Below are 23,787 nucleotides of genomic sequence, written 5' to 3'. Positions count from 1 at the left end.
GCTGCGCCCTCCGCCAACTCAGGGCATCGTACGGAGTGCCGGCAGGGCCTGAAGGCCCCCGTCGCTCAGCCGCCAGGCCTGCCCCACCACCCCCTGGAACACCTCCGGCTCATGGGTGACCACCAGCAGGGCCCGCTGGCGGCCGAGCTGGGCGATCAGCTGCAGCACCTCGTGGCGCACCGACCAGTCCAGCCCAGCGGTGGGCTCATCCAGCAGCAGCACCTTCGGGTCGCGCAGCAGCTGCACCGCCAGCGCCAGGCGCCGCTGCTGGCCACCGCTGAGCCGCTCCGGCGCCTGCTGCAACGACACCCCCTGCAGGCCCACCTGGCCCAGCACCGCTTCCAACCGCTCGCTGCCCAGCCGGCGCTGCCCCAGCTTCAGCTCCTGGCCCACACTCAATCCGAGGAAATGGCGTTCGGGGAACTGGAACACCAAGCCGCTGAGCCAGCGCCGCTGGCGGGCCGTCACCGGCTGGCCCTGCCAGAGGATCTTGCCGCCACTGGGTTCCGCCAGCCCGCTGATCAGCTCCAGCAGGGTGCTCTTGCCACTGCCGCTGCGGCCCGCCACCAGCACCGGCTCACCCATGGGCAGCGTCAGAGTGACGTCGCGCAGCACCGGCTCAGGCGTGGTGGCCGGGTGGTAGCGGACCGATCGGAGCTCCAGCATGGGGGACTACGGACCGCACCAGCTTGCAGCAGCCGCCACCGTGTTTGATGGGGGTCACCAGTCGATGCTGGAAGGAGCAACGCCCATGGAAATACGCTTCCGCGAGGTTGATCCGTTCAACTGCTGGATCTGGCTGCGCTTCCCCAATCCCCCCGGTCAGGGGGAGCGGGGCTATGTCGACACCGTGTTCGACAGCTGGTTCTTCCTGGGCAAGCTGGGTGGCTTCAACGCCGAAAGCCTGCAGGTGCATGAGGAGGGGATCGACCTCAGCGCCATGAACTACGACATCGAGGCCGCCGAGGCGACCCTCCCCGCGCTGATGCACAGCATGGGTGAACCGGAATACCGCGACGACTGGTGCCGTTGCTGGGTCGACCTGGGCACCAGCGATGGGGTGGCCCTCGATGTACTCATCAACGCCCTGCGTCAGCTCGACAACGACGTGGTGGAGATCGAGGAGATCGTGATCGGCGGCGTCAATGACGACTGGCCCGTGGAGGAGGTGCCCGAGGCCCTCTTTCCCCACGGGGCCAACTGAAGCCGGTGGTGCGTGAGCTGCGCCGCCTGCTGATCGCCCCCGAGCGGCTGGCGGCTGGCCCCACCCTGGCGCTGGTCGCTGAAGAGAGCCGCTACCTCAGCCGCGTGCTGCGCTACGGCCCCGGCCAGCGCTTCGCCGTGGCCGATGGCCGGGGGCAGCTCTGGAGCGCCGTGCTGCTCGCTGGGTCCGAGGCCCGGCTTGAGCAACCGCTCGACCAGCCCCTGCAGCGCCAGGAAGCCGCCAGCCCCTGGCTGGAGCTGGCGGTGGCTGTGCCCCGGCTGGATTTCGATGTGGTGGTCCGCATGGCCTGCGAGCTGGGGGTGGACCGCCTCCAGCCCCTTGTTGCCGAGCATGGGGCAAACCGCGGCAGCTGGAAGGCAAACCGCTGGCAGACGATCCTGCGGGAGGCCTGCGAGCAGTGCGAACGCCTCTGGCTGCCCCAGCTGCTGGAGCCGCTGGAGGCGATCACCTACCTGAGCGAACTGCGCTCAGGGCTATCGCTGCTGGCCAGCACCCGCGACGCGCAGTTGCCTTTGGTGGGTGCTGCCCTGGCACAAGGAGCATCATTTGCCGCAGCTGGAGTGGCGCTGGCGATCGGAGCGGAGGGCGGCTGGAGCACCCCCGAAACAGCGGCAGCTCAGGCTGCCGGCTGGCAGGCCGTGAGCCTCGGCCCCCACATCCTGCGCACCTCCACAGCGGCCGTGGCGGGTCTGGCCTCACTGGTGCAGTGGCGGGATGCCAGGGGCCAACAGCTCAGCGGCCGAGCATGCCGCTCGCCATTTCCTTGAACATCCCCAGGTTGGCGCCGGCGCGGCGGCGGGCCCTGGGCAGCGCTCCGGAAGGGCTCAGGCGCTCGGGGGAGAAGGTGATGACGCTGGGGGCCGGACGGTTCTCCTGCTCAAGACGCAGCTCAGCGGCGATCGCCTCGGCGGTGGTCAACACCGGGGCGGCTGAGGTGGCACCTGCAGCGGCTGAGGTGGCAGCTGCTGCAGGAGCGGCCACAGGCGCAGCTGGTTCAGCCGTGGCGGCCTTGCCCTTGCCACCCTTGTCCTTGGCTGGCGTTGCCGCCACGGGAGCCACCACCGCTGGCTTGGCGGCCGCGTCCTTGTCGAGGTTGAGGAAGAACTTCTTGGGCTTGAAGATCATGACGCCGGCCAGCCAGGACGTGTGGGCTGATTATCCGCCGCGACGGCTCCGCCACCGCCAGCCCTTAGGGGAGCGCAACAGAGGCCTGCAGCGCTGCCAGCAACGGCAGCACCATCGGCGCCGGGGAAACTGGTGGTCGCTGTGTGTCCGCCATGCCTCCCGCCCCGCCGCCTGCGGCCCAGTGGCTGCTGGCCTTCGCGATCAACACCGTGTTGATCGCCCTGGTCCAGCGGCTGCCGCTGCTCACCAGGGCCGGCTGGGTGCACGCCGGCATCCTCGGCACCCTGCTCTGGGGCTCCCTGGGCTGGCGTGGCTGGCTGGCGGTGGTGCTCTATCTGGCCCTGGGCTCGGCCGTGACCCGGCTGGGAATCCGGCGCAAGCAGGAGCAGGGGCTGGCGGAGGGCCGCGGCGGCCGGCGCGGCCCTGAAAACGTCTGGGGATCGGCGGCCACAGGCGCCGTGCTGGCCCTGCTCACCACCCTGCCGGGGGCGCCTGATGAACTGTTGATGCTGGGCTTTGCCGCCAGCTTCGCCGCCAAATTGGCCGACACCTGCGGCAGCGAGATCGGCAAGCGCTGGGGCCGCACCACCGTGCTGATCACCACCCTGCGGCCGGTGCCCCCAGGCAGCGAAGGGGCCATCAGCCTGGAGGGCTCCCTCGCCAGCCTCGCTGGCAGCACCGTGATGGCCGCGGTGCTGCTGGCCCTCGGCCTGCTGCCCACTGCCAGCGCGGCCCTGCTGGTGACCGCGGTGGGGCTGGTGGCCACGCTGATCGAGAGCCTGATCGGCGCCACCCTGCAGGGGCGCCTGGTCTGGCTCAGCAATGAACTGGTGAACGGCCTGCAGACCTTGATCGCCGCCCTGCTGGCGATGGGCCTGGCCCCGCTGCTGGGGCTCTGAGCACCGGCCAGACCGGCGGAGCCTGGCGGGTCCGCACCAGCTCCTGGATCTCTGCGCGCAACAGCAGCACCAGCGCATCGAAGCGCCGCTGGATGACCCGGGCCGGCAGCCCCTGATCCGCCCCCAGCCGCCGCCAGGAGGCGCCATGCAGCACCCGCTCCAGCAGCAGCTGGCGCTGGCAGGGATCGAGCCGATCCAGCCGGCGGTTCATCCAGCGCTGGTTCTCGCCTTCGCAACAGAGCGACTCGTCCTCCCCCTCATGCTCAGCCCGGCGCGACTCCGTCCGCTCCCTGGCCGGCAGGCGATCCAGCAGCGTGCCGCCCCGCTCCTCCCCTTCGGCGGTGGGGGCATCGAGGCTGCGCAGCCGCAGGGCCTGATGCAGCTCCAGTGCCTCGCGCCAGCGCTGGCTCGAGCAGCCCAGGGCAGCCGCCAGCTCCGCCTCCCCCAGGGCAGGCAACTGAAGATGCTGGCGCTGTTGCTGCAGGTCCTGGCCGCGGCGGTGCAGCTCGCGCAGCTGGCGGGAGCAGCGCAGGGGATGGCCGTGATCGCGCAGGTGGTGCTGCATCGCCCCGCGGATGTAGGGCACCGCAAAGCTGCTCAGGGCGGTGGATCGAGACGGATCGAAGGCCTCGATCGCCCGGATCAGCCCAAGGCAGCCCAGCTGCACCAGGTCGTCGAGCGGCACTGCAGTGCTCGCGCTCTGGCGCACGGCCACCCGGCGCACCAGGGGCAGATTCAGCTCCACCAACCGGTTGCGCAGGCGGTGGTCGCCGCTGCTGCGGAAACGCTGCAGCAACTCGGCATTGAGGCTGCGCAGGTCCTGGTCCTGATGGGGCTGGGGGCGTGAATCGGGCATGGCGGGGACAGCGGTGGGTCCGTGTTTCCACCCTCTGTCTCCCGGCACCGCTGGCGCTTCACCCCAACCGGGGAACTCCCCTCCCCCAGATGGGTGACTTGTCGTTGATCAACACCAGGCCGGCGGGCTCAGCGGGCCAGCGTGCGGGCCAGACCCAACTCCAGACCCGCCCAGCTCTGCAGGGCTGGCCACTGGCGCACCCGCTCGTACACCCGGACATGGCCGTCGGCATTGAGATGCAGGCCGTCGGCACCGAGCAGCCGGCTCCAGTTGGGGTCCTGCAGCAGGGGCTCCAGCAGGGGCAGGAAGGGCACATCGGCCTCCAGGCATGCCTCCTCCAGCAGGCGCTCGTAGTGGTGCACGGCGGCCAGCTCATACCAGAGACAGCCCGCGAAGGGCATCACCGCTTCGTCCACGGGCGTGAGCCCGATCACCAGCACCGGCGCCAGCCGCACCGCCTCCCGCAACAGCTGCTGCACCCCGAACAGGAAGGCCTCCGGTGCCAGCTGGTGGCGACCGTCGGGCCGCCCGACCCGGGCCGTGTCGTTCAGGCCCACGCTGATCACGATCCCCTGGGGAGCCTGACGGCGCAGCTCACCCCGGGAGCCCACCTCCCCATGCAGTCGCGCCGCCAGTCGCTCCAGGCCATCACCGCGCACCCCCAGGTTGTAGAGCACCGGTCCATCGGGCAGCCCCATCCAGTGGCGCCGCAGCCGCTCGCACCAGCCGCCGCCATCTGGATCGCCCCAGCCATAGACACCGCTGTCCCCCAGCACGATCAGCTTGCGCGGCGTCGCTGTCACGGCCATGGGCTCGGGCGTCAGGCCGCCAGCAGGCGCCGGCGGAGGCGGTCGCTGAGATCTTCCCCCATCAGGGTGAGCAGTACATAGACCCCCACCAGGGCGACCAGCTGATCGATCGCGAAGGAGCTGAGGGCCTCCAGCAGCAGGCTGCCCAGTCCGGCGGCACCCACCAGGCCCACCACCACCGTCTCGCGCAGGATCACATCGGCGCGGTAGGCGCCGTAGGCAAGGTACGAGCGGGCCAGGGCACTGAAGCGGCCGTAGAGCAGGGCCAGCCTGGGGCCAGTGCCGGCTGCGGCCAGGGCTTCCTCCGCCTGCATCGGGGCCGACTCCTCCGCCTCCAGCAGCAGGCGGCCGAGGATGCCCAGGTTGTGGAACGCCAGGGCGAGGGCAGCCGTGAGCACCCCCGGCTGCAGCACGAACAGCAGCAGCAGGGCAGTGAGCGGCGGCGGCCAGAGGCGTCCCAGGGCCCAGACGGCCTGGATCAGCACCCGGCCCCATCGCCAGGGGGCCAGCAACAGCAACAGCAGCGGTGCGCTGCCCACCGCCAGGGCGGCCGCCAGCAGGGTGAGCCCGAGGGTGGAGCCGATCAGTGAGGGCCAGGGCAAGGCCGCCACCGCTGGCCAGTCGGCCGTCCAGGGGGGCAGGGGCTGGAGTTGCCCCAGCTGCAGCGGGCTGACTCCCAGGGCCGCGGCCACCAGCACCAGCAGCGGCAGCAACAGCACCAGGCCCAGAGCCACCTCCCGGCCACCGCGCCCGACGGAGCGGCGCGTCAGGCCGAAGCGGGCAGGCATCGCCCAGCGCTTGCGCAGCGCCCGCAGCAGGGCCTCCAGAGCCAGCATCACCAGCAGCAGGACCCACAGCCCACTCCAGAGCTCACTGAACTGCAGCGACTGGAGCGTGAGGCGCAGATCGGTGCCCAGCCCGCCGAGACCGAACACTCCCAGCAGGGTGGCGCTGCGCAGAGCGCACTCCAGCCGGTAACCGCCATAGCTGATCACCCCGGGCTGCAGTGCCGGCCCCAGGGCGGTGAGCAGGGCTGGGACCGCCGGAGCTCCACCCAGGCGCAGGGCCTCCAGTCCCTGGGTGGGGAGAGCGTCGAGCAGATCACTCACCACCCGCGCCACCAGGGCGGCGTAGGGAATCGTGATCGCCAGCACGGCAACAACCGGTTGCAGACCCAGCAGTTGCAGCAGCAGCAGGCCCCAGAGCAGCTCATGCATCGCCCGCGGCACCGCCAGCAACCGCCGGATCAACTCCGCCGGCAGGGCGCTGCCGATGGCCGTGCGCCACACCGTGCGGGAGCTGAGCACTCCCCCCAGCAGCCCCAGCGCCAGGCTCAGGGCCCAGCCCAGCAGGGCGATCCCCACCGTGACCCCCAGACCGGAGAGGACCGAGCCCAGCACCAGGGGATCCAGCGAGGGGTTGAAGGCCGACCAGGCGAACTGGCCGATCAGATCCCAGCCGCCGCCGTGGCTGAGGCCAGGCAGCACCAGCAGCACCGGCAACCAGGCCAGAGCTGGCAGCAGCGGCAGCAGCGGCGGGGCCAGGCGCAGCGACCGCCAGCTCCAGGCAGACGTGGCCGTCATGCTTCCGAGCGGTAGAGGGCCGCCAGCTGGTGGCCAGCCAGCGCCGAGGGCGCGGCATCCAGCACCACCCGGCCCTGGCGCAGAGCCACCACCCGATCGAAGCCAGCGAGCAGGTCGGGGCGGTGCAGGCTGAGCAGCAGGGCCCGACGGCCGCTGGCCTGCTTCAGCAGCAGATCCAGCAGGTCACGCGCCAGTCGCGGATCCAGATGGGCCAGGGGTTCATCCGCCAGTAGCAGCAACGGGTCCTGCCGCAGCAGGCGGGCCAGAGCCAGCCGCTGGCGCTGGCCGCCGGAGAGGGCGGTCACAGGCTGCGCCAGCAGATCGGCGCTGAGGTCCACCCGGGCGAGAACCTCCGCGTTGGCGGTGGTCTCGACGGGCAGCATCAGGTTGAGCAGGGCCCGCGGCCAGCCCCAGCGGGCCAGCCGCGCCGCGTTGAGGTTCTGCTGCACCGTCAGCTCTTCGATCAGGCGCAGGTCCTGCCAGAGGGTGCCGATCAAAGCCTGCTGAAGCCTGCGCCTGCGCCTGGAGCGCGCCGGGGCGGCACCGTTCCAGAGCACCTCGCCGGCTACAGGTCTGATCAGGCCGTTGGCCACGGCCAGCAGGGTGCTTTTGCCCGCACCGCTGGGGCCCACCAGTGCCACCCGCTCACCCGGCCGCAGCTGCAACGACACATCATCCAGCCGCGGGGCGTTGCGGCCCGGCACCCGGACGGAGCGCAGCTCCAGCAGAAGACGGTCGGGGGAGCTGCTCAAGACAGAGAAATCTGGCCGGGACAGGACAGGGAACTTCCAGCACCCGGCATCATGGACCTCAGGCAGGCATGGCCTCAGGCAAGCAGGGCTTTCAGGGCAGCTTCCAGACCCACGCGCTCGGCCGGATCACCCACAAGGCGGATCTCCCCGCTGCGGGGCCACCAGTTCAGGCGGATGTTGGTGTCCTCGTCATCGAGAACGTACATCTCAAAGGCCCCCTGATGCACCCAGTGGCCGGGTTCCCCCAGCTGGGCGACGAGGGCCTGAAGCTCCTCCAGACTGCCGTTGAAGCGCATGCAACCGCTCGGACCAGACCCCACGCTAAGGGGGGCCCAGGGGCGTGTCTCAGCGGATCTTGCCGATTTCGCGGCCCACCTTCTCGATCGGGTCGTACAGACGCGGAGGCGCAGGAATGAATCGCTTCGCTCCGAAGAGGTCGAGGATCTGGGCCTGTTTGGGATTGCTGGCGCGCAGATTCAGGAAGGTGGATTGAAGCCTGGTGGTGAAGCCCTTGCCGAAGCGCTGGTCGAGATTCGGCTGGGCGAGCCAGTGGTAGTTGGCGTAACCGGGGGTGCGCCAGATCACGATCACCTTCTTCGGGTCGGTCTTGCCGGAGCTGAGGCTGCTCTGCCACACCTCCTCGTTCACCACCCCCGCCTGGTAGGCGCCGCTCTGCACGAGGGCGATCGTGGCGTCGTGGCTGCTGCTGAAGCCCGGGGCGCCGCCGGCGAAATCACTCAGCCGCACGCCGGCCTGGCCGAGGAAGTACTGGGGCATCAGCCGACCGGAGGTGGAGCTCTCCGAACCGAAGGTGAAGCGCTTGCCCTTGAGCACGCTCAGCCCCTTCTGATTGGCGATGGGCTTGATTCCACTGGCGGTGTTGGCGATGAAGAAGCTCTGGAAGGAGGGGTCGATGTCGCGCTGGGCGATCACCTTGGCGCCGGGCTTCTGCAGCCGGGCCTGAACGCCGGTGAGGGCTCCGAACCAGACCAGATCCAGATCGCCGCGGCGGAAGGCACTCACGGCGGCGGTGTAATCGGTCACCGGCACGTACTTCACCGGCACGCCGAGGCTGCGGCTCAGCTCATTCGCCAGCAGGGGGTAGAGGCGGTTGAGGGTTTCGGGTTTCTGGTCAGGAATGGCGCTGATGCGCAGCAGCTTCTGCTGGGCCTGGGCGCCGGCGAGCTGGGGTGCGGCCTGCTGCAGCTGGGGCGGCAGGGCCGCTGGCGTGAGGACCAGGGCGAGGCCCGCCAGCAGAGCCAGGCGAACACCGCCACGCGGAAGGCGTGGGCGAAGGAGGGGCAAGGAGAACATCGGTGGTGCTTCGATTTACAGGGATGTGAGGAAGTGGCCGAGCCGACCCAGGCCGTCGCGCAGGGTGGCGGGGGAGGCGGCGCAGGAAAGGCGTACGCAGCGGTCGTCACCGAAGGCGATCCCAGGCACCACGGCCAGGCCCACCTCGTTGAGCAGACGGTTGCAGAAGGTCATCGAATCGAGCCCGTGAGCGCTCACATCCGGGAAGGCGTAGAAGGCCCCCTCAGGTGGCTGCAGGGTGAGCCCAGGCAGGGCGGCTAGACCCTGATGGAGCAGGGCGCGCCGTTCACTGAACTGCCGTGCCATCTCCACAACGCAGTCGCGCGGTCCCTTCACCGCCGCCAGGGCACCGAACTGGGCGAAGGAGCAGACGTTGCTCGTGCTCTGGCTCTGCAGGGCGATCGCGGCACTCACCACCGCACTGGGGCCGGCCAGAAAACCCAGCCGCCAGCCCGTCATGGCCCAGCCCTTGGCGAAGCCATTGACGATGAACACCCGATCGCTGAGGTCGGGCGCCACCGCCGCGAAGCTGTGGTGCTCATGGCCCGGGGCCAGCAGAAACTCGTAGATCTCGTCGCAGACCACCGCCACCTGGGGATGACGGCGCAGCACCACGGCGATGGCCTCCAGCTCCGGGCGGCTGAGCACCATCCCGGTGGGATTGGACGGGCTGTTGAGCACCAGCAGGCGGGAAGCCGGGGTGATCGCGGCCTCCAGCTGCTGGGGATCCAGGCGGAAGCCGTGCTCGGCGTCGCTGGGCAGCAGCCGCACCGTGGCCCCGGCCAGCTGCACCATCTCCGGGTAGCTGAGCCAGTAGGGGGCTGGCAGGAGCACCTCATCGCCGGGGCCCAGCAACACCTGGAAGAGGTTGAACAGAGCCTGCTTGCCGCCATTGGTGACCAGCACCTGCTCGGCCTTGGTGGCAACCCCGTTTTCCTCACTCAGCTTTACGGCGATCGCCTCGCGCAGGGCCGGCTCGCCGGCGGCCGGGCCATAGCGGGTGGCGCCGGCCTCGAGGGCATCGATGGCCGCCTGGCGGATGAAGGGCGGTGTGTCGAAGTCGGGTTCGCCGGCGCTCAGGCTGCAGATGTCCTGGCCCTCGGCGCGCAACTGCTTGGCGCGGGCGGCTATGGCCAGGGTGAGCGAAGGCTGCAGGGCTTCGGCCCGGGCCGAGAGCTTCAACGGACGGGGCATCGGCGGGGGCGCGGCCGACGGCCGCAGCGCGAAGCGGCCGCTGGGGCCGTGGCGCTCCGAAAGAAGCGCCTGGGAGATCTTGCATCCTGCCTGACGCCCTTCCAGGGAAAGGTTCAAGCGGGCACCGTCGCGCCAGGCACCTGGACAGGTGCCCCCCGCTGCGGCCAGCGTGGGCGCTCAGCCACAGGGGAGAAACAGCGTGGAGGGTGATTCCGGCACGGCACGGCAGGATGCAGCCCTGCAGGAAGCGGCGCTGCAGCAACTGGCCCAAGACTGCTCCGAATGCCGCCGCTGCCCCCTGGCGGAAGGCCGCCAACAGGTGGTGGTGAGTCGGGGGTACCCCCGTGCCGCCCTGATGGTGATCGGCGAGGGGCCCGGCGCCCAGGAAGACGCCAGTGGCTCCCCCTTCGTGGGCCGGGCCGGGCAGCTGCTCGATCGGATGCTCGCCAGCGTCGGCATCGACAGCAACCGCGACGCCTACATCTGCAATGTGGTGAAGTGCCGTCCACCTGATAACCGCAAACCCACCCCCCAGGAGATGGCCGCGTGCCTGCCCTGGCTGCTGAAGCAGGTGGAGCTGGTGCAACCGCAGGTGGTTCTGCTGGCTGGCGCCACCGCGGTGGAAGGGGTGCTGGGAATCAAAGGCGGCATCACCCGCCTGCGGGGCCAGTGGCGGTCCTGGCAGGGGCGCTGGTGCCTGCCGATCTTTCACCCCTCCTATCTCCTGCGCAATCCCTCGCGGGAACCGGACACCCCCAAGTGGCACACCTGGCAGGACCTCAAGGCGGTCAGGGGTCGGCTTGAGCAACTCAGGGCCGCCCCGGACCCCGCTCTGGATTCGTCAGGCGACCCCTGATCTGTGGCAGGGTGAGCCCACTTCCCGGCCCCCTGGCGATGACCGGCACCCTCGCCCGCCCCGACACCAGCCTTCCGGGTCTCCCCGCCGACTGGGCCAGCAACCCCCGCTACGACACCCTGATCCGCCGCCGCAAGACACGCAGCGTGCGCGTGGGCGACATCTGGGTGGGCAGCGAGCACCCGGTGGTGGTGCAGTCGATGATCAACGAGGACACCCTCGACATCGAAGGCGCCACTGCCGGCATCCGCCGCCTGCACGAAGCGGGCTGCGAGATCGTGCGGCTCACGGTGCCGAGCCTGGGCCACGCCAGAGCGGTGGGGGAGATCCGCAAACGCCTCGAAGACAGCTACCAGCCCGTTCCTCTGGTGGCAGATGTGCACCACAACGGCATGAAGATTGCCCTGGAGGTGGCCCAGCACGTCGACAAGGTGCGGATCAACCCGGGCCTGTATGTGTTCGACAAGCCCGATCCAAACCGCACCGAGTTCACGCCCGAGGAAGTGGCGGCGATCGGCGCGCGCATCCAGGCCACACTCGAACCGCTGGTGAGCCTGCTCAAGGAGCAGGACAAGGGCCTGCGCATCGGCGTGAACCACGGCTCCCTGGCCGAGCGGATGCTGTTCACCTATGGCGACACCCCCCTGGGGATGGTGGAGAGCGCCATGGAGTTCATCCAGATCTGCGATCGCCTCGACTTCCACAACATCGTGGTGTCGATGAAAGCCTCGCGGGCGCCTGTGATGCTGGCCGCCTACCGGATGATGGCCGACCGCATGGACGCCGCCGGCTTCCACTACCCCCTGCACCTGGGCGTCACCGAAGCTGGCGACGGCGACTACGGCCGCATCAAGAGCACCGCCGGCATCGCCACCCTGCTGGCCGAAGGCCTGGGTGACACGATCCGGGTATCGCTCACCGAGGCGCCCGAGAAGGAGATTCCGGTCTGCTACTCGATCCTGCAGGCCCTGGGCCTGCGCAAAACGATGGTCGAATACGTGGCCTGCCCCAGCTGCGGCCGCACCCTCTTCAACCTGGAGGAGGTGCTGCACGTGGTGCGCAACGCCACCGCCCACCTCACCGGCCTCGACATCGCCGTGATGGGCTGCATCGTGAATGGTCCCGGCGAGATGGCCGACGCCGACTACGGCTACGTGGGCAAAACCCCTGGCACCATCTCCCTCTACCGCGGCCGCGATGAGATCCGCCGGGTACCGGAAGCCGAAGGTGTGGAGGCCCTGATCGCCCTGATCAAGGAGGACGGTCGCTGGGTCGATCCCTGACCAGTCACATCCTGACTTGCCTGTGACCGTCTCCGATCCCTCGCCCAGCCCTGCAGCTCGGGCTAGTTTGTAGGGACAGTCAAACTCCAGGGAATCAGCCAATGGGCAGGGGTCGCACCGGCATCGCCGTTCTCGCCGGACTGGGAGCCTGCGCCACCGCCGTGATCGTCGGCACCGACTGGCTGGGATCCCCGAGCGCCGCCTCGCTGATCACCGACAGTCCGAAGGAGGTGATGGATCAGGCCTGGCAGATCGTCTTCCGCGACTACCTCGACACCACCGGCAAATACACGCCTGATCAATGGCGCAAGCTGCGACGCGACTTGCTGGCCAAGAGCTACGGCAGCACCAAGGAAAGCTATGAGGCGATCAGGGGGATGCTTGGCACCCTTGATGATCCCTACACCCGCTTCATGGATCCGCGGGAGTTCAAGGAGATGCAGATCGACACCTCGGGAGAACTCTCCGGGGTGGGCATCCAGCTGAGCCTCGACAAGGAGACCAAGGAGCTGGTGGTGGTCTCACCGATCGACGGCTCCCCCGCCTCTGAAGCCGGCGTGCAGCCGAAAGACGTGATCGTCTCGATCGACGGCAAGAGCACCAAGGGGATGAGCACCGAGGATGCAGTCAAGTTGATCCGCGGCCAGGCCGGCACCAAGGTCACCCTGGAGCTGCGCCGCCGCAGCCAGGTGGTCACCGTGCCACTCACCCGCGCTCGCATCGAGCTGCATGCGGTCGAGCACCAGATCAATACCGGCCCCGACGGCGTGAAGGTGGGCTACATCCGCCTGAAACAGTTCAACGCCAACGCCGCCAAGGACATGCGCGCTGCCCTGCGCGATCTCGAGCAGAAGGGGGTGCAGGGCTACGTCCTCGACCTGCGCAGCAACCCCGGTGGTCTCCTGATGGCCAGCGTGGAAATTGCCCGCCAGTTGCTGGATGAGGGCATCATTGTCTCCACCCGCACCCGTGACGGCATCCAGGACGTGCGCCGCGCCAATGGCCGCGCCCTGACCAGATCACCGATCGTGGTGCTGGTCAACGAAGGCTCGGCCAGTGCCAGCGAGATTCTCTCCGGCGCTCTTCAGGACAACAAGCGGGCCACATTGGTGGGCCAGAAAACCTTCGGCAAGGGGCTGGTGCAATCGGTGCGGGGACTCTCCGATGGCTCCGGCATGACCGTGACCATCGCCAAGTACCTCACCCCCAGCGGCCGCGACATCCACAAGCACGGCATCGCCCCGGATGTGTCGGTGAAGCTGAGCGAAGCGGAGGCCGCCAAGCTCAAGCTGGAAGATCTGGGCACCGCCAAGGATGTGCAGTACCGGGCGGCTGAATCCACCCTGGTGAAGAAGTTGCGTGAAACCAGCGCCTCCCGCACCACCTTCAACCCCACCAGCGCCAATCTGCCGGCCGCCTTACCCATTCAGCGATAGGGCGCCAGCCCGAAACCCTCGCTCTGGCTGGGGCTCCTGCCGGAGCTTCCAGGCCAGGGGGCAACTTGCACAGGGCGGGGGAAGGTACGGCTGCCGCTGCGATCGAGGCGGGTCATCAGGGAGCGACAGCCGCCGGCAGCGCCGATGGCTTGCCCCACGCGGCGAGGGTCGATCGAGCGTTCCCAACTCGCCGGCCAGCCGCGGCGGCGACCCTGCTGCTCAATCAGGGCACGGGCGTCGCCTTCACCGAGGCGGCCCTCCTCATAGAGGCACTGGACCACGGCCAGTGTGTCGGCCGGCAGTGAACCGGAACCCTGGCTGGAGCCATAGCCCGGTGCCGGCAGACCGCCACCGAAGCCACCACCGAAACCCCCGCCGAGACCTCCCACCCCGCCGAACTGGCCGAGTGCGCTCAACAGAAGTGAAAGAAGAACGTTGTTCATCGCAGGGAAGGGGTGCGAAGGGCGAGGCCGGCAGAGGTACGCCGACCGCAGTAGCGGTCGAACAGCTGGATCACCTGCTCGGGAGGCAGCTGGGCGGTGTAGCGCGCCTCCAGTTCGCTGAGGCGCTCCCGGGCTGGGTAGCTCTGCAGGGAGCGCCACTCCAGCGGCGCCCGGCTGGCCAGAGTGGCCGCCATCGCTCTGTGATGACCCGGATCCGTGATCAGACCGCCGCGGCAGGCCTGCATCCGATGGGTGGCTTCATGGGCCAGGGTGTTCCACACCGAGACCGGATCCCGGTGCACGCGGCACACCAGGATCGTGTCGCTGCTCGGGTGATAAAGACCTTGGAGGCCACGCTGCCCGCAATCTCGCTGCATCACGCGCACACCGGTGGCGGAAAGCCGCTGTCGCAAGACGTCGATGGACTGCCAGTAATCGAGAGCTCCTGCCGGTGCCGGTGCCAGGCACATCAGCGGGGCGGCAAGACAGGCAAGACCAACAAATCCGGGCCACTGGCCATGGAGCAGACGATCAAGGCTTAGGGCGAGCGTTGAACGAGCCACGGGAGTGACATATCACCCATTAACCATGACGCCGAGAGAGTGCCAAAAGATGACCAGGGTTCCGCCAGGTTCTGACCGGATGTGTCCGGCTTGTTGGAGACCCAGCGCCTCTTAAACAGGCAAGACTCAGGCCGCGCCGCTGACCGGCTGCATCAGACCGCCACCAGGGTTGGAATCGTCGTCGTCGTTCTCCTGGTCGTTCTGGAACAGGGCGAAGAGGCCGAGGGCCAGCACGCTGATCAGAGCTGAAGCGAGCGCATACCCGCTCTGAACACCAGCCGTGACACCGCCGTATCCACCCACCAATTCACCCATGTTCGCGTTTCAATTCTTCGCACTGTAACGAACTTTTGCGGAGATGAGACAGAAGACAATCTGAAGCCTTCCTTAACCCGCCCAGGTTGGGGCGAGGCCCAGCACCAGAGGCTCAGCCGCTCTTCACCACAACCGGTCGTCCCCACGCCGCAGGGACTGCACCTTCCTCTCCAGCACCACCAAGGCCGGCACCAGGGTGAGGGCATTGGCGACGATCAGGGGGCCATCACCGGTGATCAGTCCATAGATCCCCCAAGCCGTGATCCCAAGCGTGAACAGCAGGTACATGCGCAGCGAGATGCCGCGGGTATCGCCGCTGCGGACGGTCTTGATCGCCTGAGGGAAGAAGCTCAACGTCGTGAGGGTGGCGGCTCCGTAGCCCAGAAGCGTCACGGGCAGGGGCTGGGTCATGGCTGGGGCGGGAACCGAGCGAATTGTCTCCGACGCAGTTTCCTCCGATGCATTTTCTCCCTCCCTCAGCAGCCGATGGCGCATGGAAAGGAACCCTTCAGCAGCACCCCTTCCGGGTTACACCACCAGCACCGCCTCGTTCTTCACCCTGAGCTGCTCGATCCGCTGGGCGTCGGTGAGGCCATCGGCTCCGGGGATCTGCTCGGCCATGGCCGTGAGCCACTCCTTGAGGGTGTCGAGCTGGCGGTCGGCAGCCAGCACATTCAGCCCCCGGGCCAGCACCTTGGCGGTGCTTCCGCCGCCCCCCTGATACACCAGCCGACCGTGCAGATGCTGGGGCAGACCCTGGCGCAGCAGGCGGAAGGCGGGTTCCTCCATCGGGGTTTCCAGCACGAGGTTGGGCTTCTCCAGCCGGATGCGCGAGAAGCCGCAACGCCGTGCCAGCAGCTTCAGCTCCATCAGCTGCAGCAGGCTCGCCACCGGCGAGGGCAAGGCGCCGTAGCGGTCCACCCAGTCGGCGGCCAGCTGCACCAGCTCCTCGCGGGCGCGGCAGTCGGCGGCGGCGCGGTAAGCGGCCATCTTTTCGTCGCTTTCGGGAATCCAGTCGGCGGGGATGAAGGCGGTGATCGGCAGATCGATCTGGGTCTCTTCCACCACGGGGATGTCCTGCCCCTGGATCTCAGCCAGCGATTCCTGCAGCATCTCCATGTAGAGATCGAAGCCGATCACCTCCATCTGGCCGCTCTGCTCCACCCCCAGCAGGTTGCCCACGCCGCGGATCTCCATGTCGCGCATGGCCAGCTGGTAGCCGCTGCCCAGCTGGGCGAATTCCTGAATCGCCCGCAACCGTTGCCGCGCCGCCTCACTCAGGGAGGCATCACCGGGATAGAACAGCCAGGCATGGGCCTGGATACCGCTGCGGCCCACCCGGCCGCGCAACTGATACAGCTGGGCGAGACCGAAGCGGTGGGCGTCCTCCACCAGAATCGTGTTCACGCGCGGTATATCGAGGCCCGATTCGATGATCGTGGTGCAGAGCATCACATCGGCCTCACCGGCGTTGAAGGCCACCATCGCGCTCTCCAGTTCCCCCTCCGCCATCTGGCCGTGCGCCACCAGCAGCTTCAGGCCCGGCAGCATCTCGCGCAACTGGCCCGCCACCTCCTCGATCCCCTCCACCCGCGGCACGACATAGAACACCTGGCCGCCGCGGTCGAGCTCCTGGCGGATGGCGCTGCGCACCGCCTCCTCATCGCGGGCGGCCAGGTGGGTCTTGATCGGGCGGCGCAGGGGCGGTGGGGTGGTGATCAGGCTCATCTCCCGCACCCCTGAGAGGCTCATGTAGAGGGTGCGCGGAATCGGTGTGGCGGAGAGAGTGAGCACATCCACGTCTTTACGCAGCGCCTTGATCTTCTCCTTCTGGTTCACCCCGAAGCGCTGCTCCTCATCCACCACCAGCAGACCGAGCTTCTCGAAGTGGGTGCCCTTGCTCAGCAGCTGGTGGGTGCCCACCACCACATCCACCGTTCCATTCCTGAGGCCATCGAGAATCGTCTTGCGCTCGGTGGTGGTGCGGAAGCGGTTGAGCAGGGCCACCTTGAGCGGATAGGGAGCGAAGCGTTCGCTGAGCGTGCGCCAGTGCTGCTGGGCCAGCACGGTGGTGGGCGCCAGCAGGGCACATTGCTTACCGGCGGTCACCGCCTTGAACACGGCCCGGATCGCCACTTCCGTCTTGCCGAAGCCCACATCGCCGCAGACCAGCCTGTCCATCGGCTCGGGCTTCTCCATGTCGCGCTTCACTTCGGCGATCGCTTTCACCTGATCGGGCGTGGGCTCGTAGGGGAAGGAATCTTCGAGCTCTCCCTGCCAGGGGCCATCGGGAGGGAACGGGAAGCCGGCCGCCTGCTGACGCTCCGCGTAGAGCTTCACCAGGTCCATCGCCACCTTGCGCACCGCCTTGCGGGCGCGCTCCTTGGCCCTGGTCCAGGCCACCCCGCCCATGCGGTTCAGCTCCGGCGGACTGTCGGTGCTGGCGCGGAAACGCCCCAGACTGCCCAGCTGGTCGGCCGCCACCCGCAGCAGCCCATCGGCGTACTGCACCACCAGGTAGTCGCGCGACTCACCGCTGATCGCCAGCTTCTCCAGCTTCAGGAAGCGGCCGATGCCATGGTTGCGGTGCACCACGAAGTCGCCGGGACGCATCTTGTTGGGGTCCACAGTGCGGCTGGCCGCCTTACGGCGCCGGCGCACGTAGCCCGAGGCAGCCAGGCTGTGCTGGCCGAAGAATTCCCGGTCGGTGAGCAGCACCAGCTTCCAGGCCGGCAGCTGCAGACCCTCCAGCTCGGCGGTGCCCTTGAGCTTCAGCGCCACCGGCGTGGCCTGCTCGATCAGGCGCTCGATCGCCGGGACATCGTGGGGGTTGGGCACGAAGCGGGCGATGCAGTCGTGCTCCTCCAGCAGCGCCACCGCCCGCGAAGGCTGGGCCGACACCAGCCACACCCGCGCCTTCTCCAGCTGATACCCCTTCACCAGCGCAGCCAGGCGGCCGAACTGATTGGGGTGGGCCGGCACCGGACGGCTGGATAGATCGAAGGCGTTGGGGTGGCGGTCGCTCTCGTGCAGCTCAGCCAGATCGAAGCCGGCAAAGCGATCGGCCGCCGCCAGGGCTTCCGCCACCGGCCGGTGCAACGACGGTGGCAGGGCGTCCGGTGGCAGCGGGGCAGTCACCTCGGCGTGGTGGTCGCTGGCGTGGTCGAACCACTGCTGGCCGTGGGCCAGTCCCTGCCGGCGTTCATCCACGGCGATCAGGGTGGCGCCTGGCAGGTAGTCGAGCAGGGAGGCGGGCTGCTCCCAGGCCAACCCCATCAGGCGACGCATCCCCTCGGGCGTACCCCCCTCCAGCAACTGCTCGAGGGCCTCAGCGCCCAGCAGCTCCGTGAGCGCCTCCGGCATCGACTCGCGCAAGGCGTCTGCGATCAGCGGGGCATAGCCCGTGGGGGTGAGCCGCACTGCCTCGATCGAGTCGAGGGAGCGCTGGGTGGCGGGATCGAACTCCCGCAACTTCTCCAGGTCTTCCCCGAAAAATTCCAGCCGCACCGGCAGCTCGGCACTCACCGGATACACATCGACGATGTCGCCGCGACGGCTCCAGCTTCCCTCCTGCTCGATCGTCGGCACCCGCTCGTAGCCCAGGCGGGTGAGGGTGTCGGCCAGTTGCTCGAGGTCGATCGTGCTGCCTTTGCGCAGGCTCAGGCAGCGGGCGGCCAGGGCGGCAGGCGGCGGCAGGTGGGGCTGCAGGGCGCGCTCCGTGGCCACGATCGCTCCCGACCAGGAGCGGCCCGTGGCGTCGAGCAACTCACTGAGCACCTGCAGCTGGCCCCAGGTGATCTCGCTGGTGGGATCGAAGGGTTCATAGGGGGATCCTTCGCTGGTGGGATACAGCTGGGCTGTGGGCCAGCCCATCAGCTCCAGCAGGGCGGCCCAGCGGCCGGCCTCCTCCAGGGTGGGCACGATCACCACCAGGGGCCTGCCGCCGCGACGGGCCAGGGCACTGGCGATCAACGCCCGGGCAGCCCGGGCCGCCCCACTCAGCCGCAAGCGCTCGGGCCGCCCACTGCGCTCAAGCACCTCCCCGGTGAGGGGCACCTGCTCGAGCTGGCGCACCAGGGCGGTGAGGGGCATCGGAGAGCAGGCGGGCAGAAGAATTGATCTTCGCAAGCGGAGGCCTCGGCCGCGGCCTGCCGCCAGCGGCCTTCCCACGCGCTATGACCAGAATCTGAGGCCATCAGCTCCAGCCTCCGTCCGTGCGCCTGGCGCCGTCATGAGCAACGCCCGCCGTCCCTCGCGCCGATCTCGCCCAGCCCGCCGCTCCCGTGGCCAGAGGCCCCGAAGATCCACGGGGGGGCTCAGTGCTCTGCTGATGGGCATGATCCTCAGCGCCGGGGGCGCCATGGCCGCCCTGGCACTGCTCTCCCCCCAGCCAGGCCGCGACGACACTCTCCTGGCTCTGCAGGACCTCACCATCCAGCTGCAGGAGGTGGTGCTTGCCAGCCGTCCGCAGCCGCCGCGGCCCGGCGATCGGGTGCTCACCGGCGTTGATCTGCCTGAGCTTCTGGCCCAGCTGAGGACAGCCGATCAGAGCTGGCTGCCACGAGCCGAGCCCCTCGGCAACGGCCGCATCCGTTATGTCTACAAACGGCGCCTCGATGATCCCCCGCTGACCATCGCCCAGATCGAGGAGCTGCGCCGCAATCCCCCCAGCTACCAGGCCGAACACGACGCCATCGCCAGCCTGCTGACCATGCTCGAGCGGGCAGGGGTACAGGTGGTGATCGGACCGCCTCGCAAAGCTCGGGCCGCTGGGGAGTGGGAACCGGCAGCCCGCACCCTGCGCATCCGCCCCGACGTGATCGAGAAGGGGAGCGTGGAGTTCGCCAGAGTGCTCAACCACGAGGCGATTCACGTGGCCCAGAGCTGCCGTCGTGGCGGTCTGGGAGCCCGGCCCAGCCTGCTCGGTCTTTCGATCGTGCTGGATCCGATCAGCCAGCGCCATCTGGAGGATCCCGTCTATGCCAACGCGAGCCCCGCTGAGATCCGACTGGAGCAGGAGGCCTATGCCAACCAGAACCAGCTCAGCCTGGGGCCGGCCCTGCTGGCGAAGGAATGTCGTGCTCCGGGCAGGGCGCGGTGGGGGCTTCCAGCCGCTGGGCCAGAAGTGCGTTGAAGCGCAGCAGATCGTCGTCGCTGAGCTGCTGGCGGCTGGCCAGGTTGAAGTCGCGCTCCAGCAGGGCGCGTCCCTCCGCCGCTCCCCAGCCCAGCCGCGCCAGCAGCACATCGGAGCTCCGCAGGAGGTCGGCGCGGCGCAGGGGCAGGGCGGCCTGGACCGGATCCACCCCAGGCTCCAGCCTTCGCAAGGCGCCGAGGTAGGCGAGCAGATCGGCGTAGCGGATCAGACGGCTGCGGCTGGGATGACCGAAGGCCCGCTCCAGGTAGATCGACTCCTGCTCCCGCTCCCAGCCCAGCTGTCTCAGCAGCCGCTCCAGCTCGGCCAGTTCCTCGCTCCAGTCGTCGGGATCAGCCAGCGGTTCGGCTTCCGCAGCAGCCGGCCGACCAGGAGGCGCGGTGGTTTCGAGGGCCGGAGCAGGCGCTGAAGATGCCGATGGTGGTGGTGCTGGTGCTGGTGTTTGTGCTGGTGCTGGTGCTGGAACGGCTGGTGGACTGGCTGGTGGAGCAGGTTGCTCATCGGGCTGAGCTGCCGGCTGGTGAGCACCGATCGGTTGTGACAGCCGGGCAGGGTCCTGCAGCCGCCGCAGCAGCCGCTGCAGCGCACGGTCTTCAGCGGCCTCGGCCGTTGGCGCCTCCCCGAGGGCGCTGCCCAGGCAACGGCCGTCGTCCCAGGCACTAACCTCCACGACCCGCTGGCCGGAGTCGGCATGGGCGAGTCGTGCCCGAAGCAGCATGGCGGGGGTGGCCGGTGACAGTGACTTTCTAGAGTGGCGCCACCGAACCCGCTGCACGCCAATGGAAGCGGAGTCGATCCCCTCCCTCACTCCCCTGCTTGAAGGGGCGGATCAGTGGGGGGAGCTGCTGCTGCTGCTGCCACTGCTGGTGGCTCTCGAAGCGGTGCTCTCCGCCGACAACGCCATCGCCCTGGCCGCCATCTCCCGGCGGCTGCATGATCCGCAACGCCAGCGTCAGGCCCTCAACCTCGGACTGGGTCTGGCCCTGGTCTTTCGCCTGGGGTTGATCCTGCTGGCCCGCTGGGTGCTGAACTTCTGGCCCCTGCAGCTGGCCGCCGCCGGCTATCTGCTCTGGCTGTGCGGCAGCAACCTGCTGCAACCCGGCGATGAAACCGGCGGTGACGGGCCGGAGCCGGCCGTCGACGCTGCTGCCACCACGGCGCTTCATGCCCAGGCAGCCAAGGACTCAGGCAGCCATCACGGCGCTGGCGGGCTGGGGTCCGTGGTGATCACCCTGGCGGTCACCGACCTCGCCTTCTCCCTCGACAGCGTGTCCGCCGCGGTGGCCGTCAGTGATCGGCTCTGGCTGGTGATGACAGGCGGGGTGATCGGGGTGATCGCCCTGCGCCTCACCGCCGAGCTGTTCATCCGTTGGCTGAGTGTGTACACCAACCTGGAGCGGGCCGGGTACCTTGCTGTCGGACTGGTGGGGCTGCGCCTGCTGCTCCGCCTCGGGCTGCCCCAGTTGGTGCCGCCTGAGTGGACCCTGCTGCTGCTGGTGGCGTGTCTGTTCCTCTGGGGGTTCTCCAGACGAGTGAGCGGCGAGGCCGGTGAGGTGAACCCCTGAAGCCCTTACGCATCGAACTTCGCCAGGCCGGCAGTGGCCTGCTGCTTGCTCAGCTCGAGCTTGATGAGCTGGGTGAGATTCCCCAGCCCGGCCGTTGGTTTCTGCATGGAAGCCGCAGTTTCCTGGTGCTGCAGCGGCACCACCGCTACCAGCTGCGCAACGGACGCTATGAACTGGCCACGGTGGCCCTGCAGGTGAAAGCGGAGCGCCAGCCCAGGGAGGCTCGCTGGTGGAACGGAGGCTGGGTGATCGGCGACCCCAGCTGCCGCTTCAACGCCCGTTCACCGCTGTTGCGCTGTGCCGTGCTCCCAGAGGGCCCCTGCGAGCGTTGCGCCCATTACAGCGGGCGGCAGAACTGAAGCGGCTCAGCCACCGGTACGCCCTCAGCCCAGGGCCTGGCGCAGGGCCACCGCGGCAAACGCCAGGAACAGGCCACCGCTGAGCCGGTAAAGCAGACGCTCGGAGAGGAGCTGGCCGATCCATTTGCCCGCCCCAACCGCCAGACCCGTGACCAGGGCATGACCCGCCAGGGTTCCCGCCAGCAGGGCGTTGAAGGTGAATCCCGGCGCCGTGGCCAGAAAGACGGTGGCGAACTGGGTGCGATCGCCCAGTTCGGCCATGAACACCAGCAGGAAAGCTTCACGCACTACCAGCCAGCCCCCCGCCCGGCTCTGGTCCTGGCTGGCTTCGGCGGCATTGACCAGATCCTCGGCCTCCTGGGCTTCCTGCTCGGCGGCCTGGGCACCCATGGCCTGGGCATCGATCAGCAGCTTCAGACCGAACCCACCGAAGAGCAGGGCCGCCAGCCAGGGCACCAGCTCAGGCGGCAGCAAACTGCGCAGCCCCAGACCCAGGGCCAGTGAAATCAGCGTGACGGCCGCCAGGGCGGCGAATGCCCCGATGAATACCCAGCGGGCCCGGTGGCGGGCGGCCAGCAGAAAGGCCACGAAAAAGGTCTTGTCCCCCAGCTCCGCCAGGGTGATCGCCGTGAAGCTGGAGCCGAACGCGGCGATGGCGGGATCGCTGGCCATGGAGTGTTTGGGGCTGGTGCTCAGAGCGGCTCGGCCTGGGAGACGAAGCCAACTCCTCCGTAGTACTCCAGGATCGGCCGCAGCCCCTGGCGGAGGGTCTCGATCGCCTCGTTCTCGCAGAACACCATGACGTGGACATTGGCGCCCAGGCCACTGAATTCCATCGATTCCGAGACCGAGCCATGGGGCCCCCGCCCCGTGACATGACGGACAACCGAGTAACCGGGAGCGCCGGCGGCATCGATCAGGTGCACCACCTTCTCAAGTTCCCGTTCGCTGCAGATCAGATCAAGACGTTGCATGGCAATTGCCGGACAGTCAGACAGGGAATCAGACGGCAGGGATGACCAGCCTCACCATCGCCATATAAAGCGGGATGCCCACGATGATGTTGAACGGAAAGGTCACCCCCAGGGCCGTGGAGATGTAGAGGCTCGGGCTGGCCTGGGGCACGGTCATCCGCATCGCTGCTGGCACCGCGATGTAAGAGGCGCTGGCGCTGAGCACGATGAACAGGAGTGCATCCCCCTGGGGCAGCCCCAGCAGCCACGAGACCGCCAGCCCAACACCGGCATTGAACAGGGGCATGAGCACGGCGAAGCCGATCAGGAAGGCCCCGGCCCGCTTGAGATCTCCCACCCGCTGGGCCGCCACGATGCCCATGTCGAGCAGGAAGAAACTGAGTGCTCCGTAGAAGAGCTTGCCTGTGAAGGGCTCCATCTTCTCCAGACCCGAGGGGCTGTAGGCCGCCACCAGCACACCGATCACCAGACTGCCCACAAGCAGGAACACAGAGCTGTTCAGGAACGCTTCGTGCAGCAGCGCGCCCCAGCGCATGCCCTGCCCCTCTCCCGGCGACGGCTTCCCCCCAGCCAGCTTCACCAGCAGCAGGCCGACGATGATCGCCGGGGATTCCATCAGCGCCAGGGCCGCCACCATGAAGCCGTCGTGGGGCATGCCGGTGAGGCCCAGGAAGCTCTCCGCCGTGATGAAGGTGACGGCACTGATGGAGCCGTAGGTGGCGGCGATCGCGGCTGCGTTGTAGGTGTCGAGCTGCCGCTTGAGCACCAGGAAGCTGTAGAGGGGCACCAGAGCCGACATCAGCATCGCCGCCGCGATCGTGCTGATCACCTGGGGGCCGAGGCCGCTGTGCAGCAGCTCCACACCCCCCTTGAAGCCAATCGCCAACAGCAGATAAAGGGAGAACAGCTTCGGCAGAGGTGCCGGGATCTCCAGGTCGGATCCCACCAGCACCGCGATCACCCCGAGCGCAAAGAACAGCACCGGTGGCGAGAGCAGGTTCTGCAGAACCAGGCTGGTCTCCATCGGCGGCCCGGCTACCTGCTGAACGTGACCGGGAGACTATCGGCGCGGCCTGGAAGGGGC

The 23,787-nt window shown here is 68.6% G+C and carries 27 protein-coding genes; 9 read left to right on the top strand and 18 right to left on the bottom strand.

What is annotated here, in order from left to right; all coding sequences use genetic code 11:
• Positions 1-18: 18 nt before the first annotated feature.
• Positions 19-666 (bottom strand): ABC transporter ATP-binding protein, encoded by a 648-nt coding sequence (locus KBY77_RS03780; protein WP_255102251.1) that lies wholly within the window; start codon positions 664-666, stop codon positions 19-21.
• A gap of 85 nt (positions 667-751) precedes the next feature.
• On the opposite strand from KBY77_RS03780, the gene KBY77_RS03775 reads away from it, so the two are divergent.
• Both KBY77_RS03775 and KBY77_RS03770 read left to right on the top strand, forming a co-directional pair.
• Positions 752-1,204, top strand: a complete 453-nt coding sequence (locus KBY77_RS03775; RefSeq protein WP_255102250.1) for a DUF3531 family protein — start codon at positions 752-754, stop codon at positions 1,202-1,204.
• Positions 1,205-1,212: 8 nt separating this feature from the next.
• Positions 1,213-1,992 carry a 16S rRNA (uracil(1498)-N(3))-methyltransferase gene (locus tag KBY77_RS03770; RefSeq protein WP_255102249.1) on the top strand — a complete coding sequence of 260 codons (780 nt, stop codon included), beginning with the start codon at positions 1,213-1,215 and terminating at the stop codon, positions 1,990-1,992.
• On the opposite strand, the gene KBY77_RS03765 is transcribed toward KBY77_RS03770, so the two are convergent.
• Positions 1,958-2,350, bottom strand: a complete 393-nt coding sequence (locus KBY77_RS03765) for a hypothetical protein (protein ID WP_255102248.1) — start codon at positions 2,348-2,350, stop codon at positions 1,958-1,960. The genes KBY77_RS03770 and KBY77_RS03765 overlap by 35 nt on opposite strands.
• Positions 2,351-2,502: 152 nt before the next feature.
• Here KBY77_RS03765 and KBY77_RS03760 point away from each other — a divergent pair, with 152 nt between their 5' ends.
• The gene (locus KBY77_RS03760) at positions 2,503-3,249 is read left to right on the top strand and encodes a TIGR00297 family protein (protein WP_255102247.1); all 747 of its coding nucleotides are present in this window, start codon (positions 2,503-2,505) and stop codon (positions 3,247-3,249) included.
• Here KBY77_RS03760 and KBY77_RS03755 read toward each other — a convergent pair.
• From KBY77_RS03755 to KBY77_RS03725, 7 genes are all read right to left on the bottom strand, one after another.
• Entirely contained in the window at positions 3,167-4,105 is a 939-nt protein-coding gene (locus KBY77_RS03755; RefSeq protein ID WP_255102246.1) for a sigma-70 family RNA polymerase sigma factor, read from the bottom strand. The genes KBY77_RS03760 and KBY77_RS03755 overlap by 83 nt on opposite strands.
• A gap of 128 nt (positions 4,106-4,233) precedes the next feature.
• The gene (locus tag KBY77_RS03750) at positions 4,234-4,914 is read right to left on the bottom strand and encodes a GDSL-type esterase/lipase family protein (RefSeq protein WP_255102245.1); all 681 of its coding nucleotides are present in this window, start codon (positions 4,912-4,914) and stop codon (positions 4,234-4,236) included.
• 11 nt (positions 4,915-4,925) lie between these two features.
• Positions 4,926-6,497, bottom strand: a complete 1,572-nt coding sequence (locus KBY77_RS03745; protein ID WP_255102244.1) for an ABC transporter permease subunit — start codon at positions 6,495-6,497, stop codon at positions 4,926-4,928.
• Positions 6,494-7,249, bottom strand: a complete 756-nt coding sequence (locus KBY77_RS03740; protein ID WP_255102243.1) for an ATP-binding cassette domain-containing protein — start codon at positions 7,247-7,249, stop codon at positions 6,494-6,496. Before KBY77_RS03740 ends, KBY77_RS03745 begins: the two co-directional genes overlap by 4 nt.
• A 74-nt stretch (positions 7,250-7,323) precedes the next feature.
• Positions 7,324-7,569, bottom strand: coding sequence for a hypothetical protein (locus KBY77_RS03735; RefSeq protein WP_255102242.1), 246 nt, complete (start codon positions 7,567-7,569; stop codon positions 7,324-7,326).
• Positions 7,570-7,594: 25 nt separating this feature from the next.
• A complete protein-coding gene (locus tag KBY77_RS03730; RefSeq protein ID WP_399212158.1) occupies positions 7,595-8,563 on the bottom strand; it encodes a putative selenate ABC transporter substrate-binding protein in 969 nt (322 codons plus the stop codon).
• 15 nt (positions 8,564-8,578) lie between these two features.
• Positions 8,579-9,757 (bottom strand): pyridoxal phosphate-dependent aminotransferase, encoded by a 1,179-nt coding sequence (locus KBY77_RS03725; RefSeq protein ID WP_255102456.1) that lies wholly within the window; start codon positions 9,755-9,757, stop codon positions 8,579-8,581.
• A 199-nt stretch (positions 9,758-9,956) separates the two neighbouring features.
• Here KBY77_RS03725 and KBY77_RS03720 point away from each other — a divergent pair, with 199 nt between their 5' ends.
• The 3 genes from KBY77_RS03720 to KBY77_RS03710 all read left to right on the top strand — a co-directional run bounded on the left by KBY77_RS03720 (position 9,957) and on the right by KBY77_RS03710 (position 13,332).
• The gene (locus KBY77_RS03720; protein WP_399212247.1) at positions 9,957-10,613 is read left to right on the top strand and encodes a uracil-DNA glycosylase family protein; all 657 of its coding nucleotides are present in this window, start codon (positions 9,957-9,959) and stop codon (positions 10,611-10,613) included.
• Positions 10,614-10,651: 38 nt separating this feature from the next.
• A complete protein-coding gene (gene ispG / locus KBY77_RS03715; protein WP_255102454.1) occupies positions 10,652-11,896 on the top strand; it encodes a (E)-4-hydroxy-3-methylbut-2-enyl-diphosphate synthase in 1,245 nt (414 codons plus the stop codon).
• Positions 11,897-11,997: 101 nt separating this feature from the next.
• Positions 11,998-13,332, top strand: a complete 1,335-nt coding sequence (locus KBY77_RS03710) for a S41 family peptidase (RefSeq protein WP_255102240.1) — start codon at positions 11,998-12,000, stop codon at positions 13,330-13,332.
• Here the strand turns inward: KBY77_RS03710 and KBY77_RS03705 are convergent.
• The 5 genes from KBY77_RS03705 to mfd form a co-directional block, all read right to left on the bottom strand.
• Entirely contained in the window at positions 13,323-13,775 is a 453-nt protein-coding gene (locus KBY77_RS03705; RefSeq protein WP_255102239.1) for a hypothetical protein, read from the bottom strand. The two genes, KBY77_RS03710 and KBY77_RS03705, sit on opposite strands and share 10 nt — an antisense overlap.
• The gene (locus KBY77_RS03700) at positions 13,772-14,338 is read right to left on the bottom strand and encodes a hypothetical protein (protein WP_255102238.1); all 567 of its coding nucleotides are present in this window, start codon (positions 14,336-14,338) and stop codon (positions 13,772-13,774) included. Before KBY77_RS03700 ends, KBY77_RS03705 begins: the two co-directional genes overlap by 4 nt.
• A gap of 126 nt (positions 14,339-14,464) precedes the next feature.
• On the bottom strand, positions 14,465-14,653 hold the full coding sequence (locus KBY77_RS03695) for a hypothetical protein (protein ID WP_255102237.1): 189 nt from the start codon (positions 14,651-14,653) through the stop codon (positions 14,465-14,467).
• Between the two features lie 123 nt (positions 14,654-14,776).
• Entirely contained in the window at positions 14,777-15,064 is a 288-nt protein-coding gene (locus KBY77_RS03690; RefSeq protein ID WP_255102236.1) for a SemiSWEET family sugar transporter, read from the bottom strand.
• Between the two features lie 117 nt (positions 15,065-15,181).
• The gene (gene mfd, locus KBY77_RS03685) at positions 15,182-18,745 is read right to left on the bottom strand and encodes a transcription-repair coupling factor (protein ID WP_255102235.1); all 3,564 of its coding nucleotides are present in this window, start codon (positions 18,743-18,745) and stop codon (positions 15,182-15,184) included.
• 139 nt (positions 18,746-18,884) lie between these two features.
• On the opposite strand from mfd, the gene KBY77_RS03680 reads away from it, so the two are divergent.
• On the top strand, positions 18,885-19,787 hold the full coding sequence (locus tag KBY77_RS03680; protein ID WP_255102234.1) for a hypothetical protein: 903 nt from the start codon (positions 18,885-18,887) through the stop codon (positions 19,785-19,787).
• Here KBY77_RS03680 and KBY77_RS03675 read toward each other — a convergent pair.
• Positions 19,696-20,523 carry a hypothetical protein gene (locus tag KBY77_RS03675; protein ID WP_255102233.1) on the bottom strand — a complete coding sequence of 276 codons (828 nt, stop codon included), beginning with the start codon at positions 20,521-20,523 and terminating at the stop codon, positions 19,696-19,698. The two genes, KBY77_RS03680 and KBY77_RS03675, sit on opposite strands and share 92 nt — an antisense overlap.
• A gap of 61 nt (positions 20,524-20,584) precedes the next feature.
• On the opposite strand from KBY77_RS03675, the gene KBY77_RS03670 reads away from it, so the two are divergent.
• Positions 20,585-21,370 carry a TerC family protein gene (locus KBY77_RS03670; protein WP_255102232.1) on the top strand — a complete coding sequence of 262 codons (786 nt, stop codon included), beginning with the start codon at positions 20,585-20,587 and terminating at the stop codon, positions 21,368-21,370.
• Positions 21,367-21,729 carry a DUF6464 family protein gene (locus KBY77_RS03665; RefSeq protein ID WP_255102453.1) on the top strand — a complete coding sequence of 121 codons (363 nt, stop codon included), beginning with the start codon at positions 21,367-21,369 and terminating at the stop codon, positions 21,727-21,729. Before KBY77_RS03670 ends, KBY77_RS03665 begins: the two co-directional genes overlap by 4 nt.
• 24 nt (positions 21,730-21,753) lie before the next feature.
• Here the strand turns inward: KBY77_RS03665 and KBY77_RS03660 are convergent, their stop codons facing one another.
• Genes KBY77_RS03660 through KBY77_RS03650 form a run of 3 tightly spaced genes read right to left on the bottom strand, consistent with a single transcriptional unit; the run spans position 21,754 to position 23,727 of the window.
• Positions 21,754-22,401, bottom strand: a complete 648-nt coding sequence (locus KBY77_RS03660) for a TMEM165/GDT1 family protein (protein WP_255102231.1) — start codon at positions 22,399-22,401, stop codon at positions 21,754-21,756.
• A 20-nt stretch (positions 22,402-22,421) separates the two neighbouring features.
• Complete coding sequence (locus KBY77_RS03655) at positions 22,422-22,703, bottom strand: P-II family nitrogen regulator (protein WP_255102230.1); 282 nt, start codon at positions 22,701-22,703, stop codon at positions 22,422-22,424.
• A 28-nt stretch (positions 22,704-22,731) separates the two neighbouring features.
• Entirely contained in the window at positions 22,732-23,727 is a 996-nt protein-coding gene (locus tag KBY77_RS03650) for a sodium-dependent bicarbonate transport family permease (protein ID WP_255102229.1), read from the bottom strand.
• Between the last annotated feature and the right edge of the window lie 60 nt (positions 23,728-23,787).

The organism is Synechococcus sp. Cruz-7E5 (assembly GCF_024345995.1).
Lineage (GTDB): Bacteria > Cyanobacteriota > Cyanobacteriia > PCC-6307 > Cyanobiaceae > Regnicoccus_A.
Note: the sequence above shows the minus strand (reverse complement) of the source record. Positions and strands in the feature narration are given on the sequence as shown.